Consider the following 2,074-nt stretch of genomic DNA (forward strand, 5'->3'; position numbering starts at 1 on the left):
CCCCTCCACCCACCGTCCCTCCCGCACCACGATCAGGGCGGCGGCGCATGACGCGGAGGGGAGTACGGCCCGTATCCGCCACCGACCTCAGCAACACCGGGCACGTCGTCTTCACCCGCATCGCCCGCGGTGAGTACTTCTTCGGCTCAGCACTCCCGCTCCCGGGCGACCTCGCCCAGGAGTTACGGGTACCGGAGATCTGCGTACGGTCCGCGCTCGACCGCCTGCACGACCTCGGGGTCCTGGAGCGGGACGCCGGCCGCCGCCTGGTCGTGGCGCCGCGCGAGCGGTGGAAGGTACGGCACGCCGAACCGGGGCCCGGCGCGGTCGCCGCCGCCCGGCAACTGCGGGACGAGATTCGCGACGGGGTGCACCGCGTGAACCATCCGCTGCCTCCAGGACGCGACCTCGCCCGCCTCCTGGGCTTCTTGCCGCGTGATGTCCGCCGGGCCCTGCGCGACCTGGCGGCCGAAGGGCTGCTGGCACTGCCCGTAAAGGGCAACGCCATCGTCATCAGCAGCCACCCCACCCCCGTGCCACCCGCCGCGCTGGCCGAGCAGGGGATGGAGAGTGCGCCGTGGTGACGTCCGGGCCTTCGTGGAGAGGGCCAGGAGCACCAGCCGTCGACGACGACACCTACTCCCGTCCGAACCCGGCCCGCCTCTATCACCTGCTCAGTGGCGGCCGGGACTCGTTCCAGGTCGACCGGGACTTCGCGCATCGGCTCCACGAGGCGGACTACACGATCGTGTCCGCCGCCTACAACAACCGTGACCACACCGCGCTGACAGCACAGTTCTTCGCCGAGATCGGCTTCCAGCAGGTCCTCGACCTGGGCTGCGGGTACGCCTACGACTGGTCGAAACGCCTCCAGCGCCACGAGCCGCCAACGGTCGGCGAAGTACTGCCGGGCGCGTCGATCGTGCACGTGGACATCGACCCCATCGTCGTCGGAGTCGCCCAGAGCACTATGAGCAGCCTCTCTGGCAACCCCAGCATCCTCCAGGCCGACATTCGGTACATGGCCGAGATCCTTGCCCACCCCCAGGTCGCGCCCCGGTTCGACCAGACCCGGCCGGTCGCCGTCCTGCTTCACGACATCCTTCCGTGGATCGAGGACGACCAGGCCGTGACCTCAGCCCTAGCGGTGTTGCGGAAGTGGTTGCCGCCCGGGAGCGCCCTGTCGATCACCCACGCCAGCCCGGACCTGGCCGTCACGCCCGACGCGAAAGCCAAGCTCACGGCCTTGCGGGCCGAAGAAGCAGCCGTAGCGTTCCGGCCCCGCACCCGCACGGCGATCCAGACCCTGTTCGGTGGCTGGCCTCTACTCGATCCCGGCCTCGTTCCGACCCACCGCTGGCACCCCGGACACCCCGATGCGCGCGCTCCGGCCGCGCACTCCGGCGCCTACGCCGGCATCGCCCTCAAGCCACCGATCTCGATCGTCAAGGATCCCCCGCTGTGTACCTCATGAGGCTCCTCTCGTACGAGGACCGCCCGCTCGTCGATGCGCTGCTCACCGCCCGCACCGCCTGGGCCCAGCAACAAGACCACCCGCACCACGGCCACAGCCTCGCACTGCTGAGCATGCTGGCCGACGGCCATGACACCTCCCAGATCATCGGGATGGAAGAAGACGGTGACCTCGTCGGAGTCTTCATTCTCGCCGTCCGTGAAGCCGCCTTCGTGGGATGGAGCGCCATGGAGCGGCAGGAGGAAGCCCTGTCGGTCACGCTGGCGATTACCCACCCCGCCGAGCACGGCCAGCGTCTCGCGCGTCTGGGCTCGGTGTGGCTGGCCGACTACATCGCCCGCCTGCCCAGCCCGCCGCGCTGGGTGCGCGGCACGGTGACGGACAGCGCTGTCGCCCTCTACCTCCAAGGTGTCTGCGGCTGGCAGCTCGACCGGTTCTCACGGGATCCCGACGGACGCCGCGCCTACCGCCTGCAACTCCCCGCCCAGGCCACGCCCGATCTCTATCACCTGGTCGCCACCAGCGCCGACCTGGCCGCACCACTCGCCGACCCCGCCCCGGCCGTGCCAGCACGGGCGGCTCTGCTGCCCCGCTGAGCCC

The 2,074-nt window shown here is 70.6% G+C and carries 3 protein-coding genes; all 3 read left to right on the forward strand.

Annotated features, from left to right (window positions below; translation table 11 throughout):
- The first annotated feature begins 47 nt into the window (after window positions 1-47).
- From ACJA3G_RS35725 to ACJA3G_RS35735, 3 genes are read left to right on the forward strand one after another with little or no spacing between them, the layout of a single operon-like run.
- Window positions 48-584: a GntR family transcriptional regulator gene (locus ACJA3G_RS35725; protein ID WP_406557189.1), complete on the forward strand. Its 537-nt coding sequence runs from the start codon at window positions 48-50 to the stop codon at window positions 582-584.
- Window positions 581-1,474, forward strand: coding sequence for an SAM-dependent methyltransferase (locus ACJA3G_RS35730; protein WP_406557190.1), 894 nt, complete (start codon window positions 581-583; stop codon window positions 1,472-1,474). Before ACJA3G_RS35725 ends, ACJA3G_RS35730 begins: the two co-directional genes overlap by 4 nt.
- On the forward strand, window positions 1,462-2,070 hold the full coding sequence (locus ACJA3G_RS35735) for a hypothetical protein (protein WP_406557191.1): 609 nt from the start codon (window positions 1,462-1,464) through the stop codon (window positions 2,068-2,070). Before ACJA3G_RS35730 ends, ACJA3G_RS35735 begins: the two co-directional genes overlap by 13 nt.
- Window positions 2,071-2,074 lie beyond the last annotated feature (4 nt).

Origin of the sequence: Streptomyces sp. YS-3 (assembly GCF_045257485.1) — a bacterium.
Classification (GTDB): domain Bacteria; phylum Actinomycetota; class Actinomycetes; order Streptomycetales; family Streptomycetaceae; genus Streptomyces.

Coding starts and splice junctions, on each gene's coding strand:
- ACJA3G_RS35725 (WP_406557189.1), top strand. CDS start 48: ATGACGCGGAGGGGAGTACGGCCCGTATCCGCCACCGACCTCAGCAAC.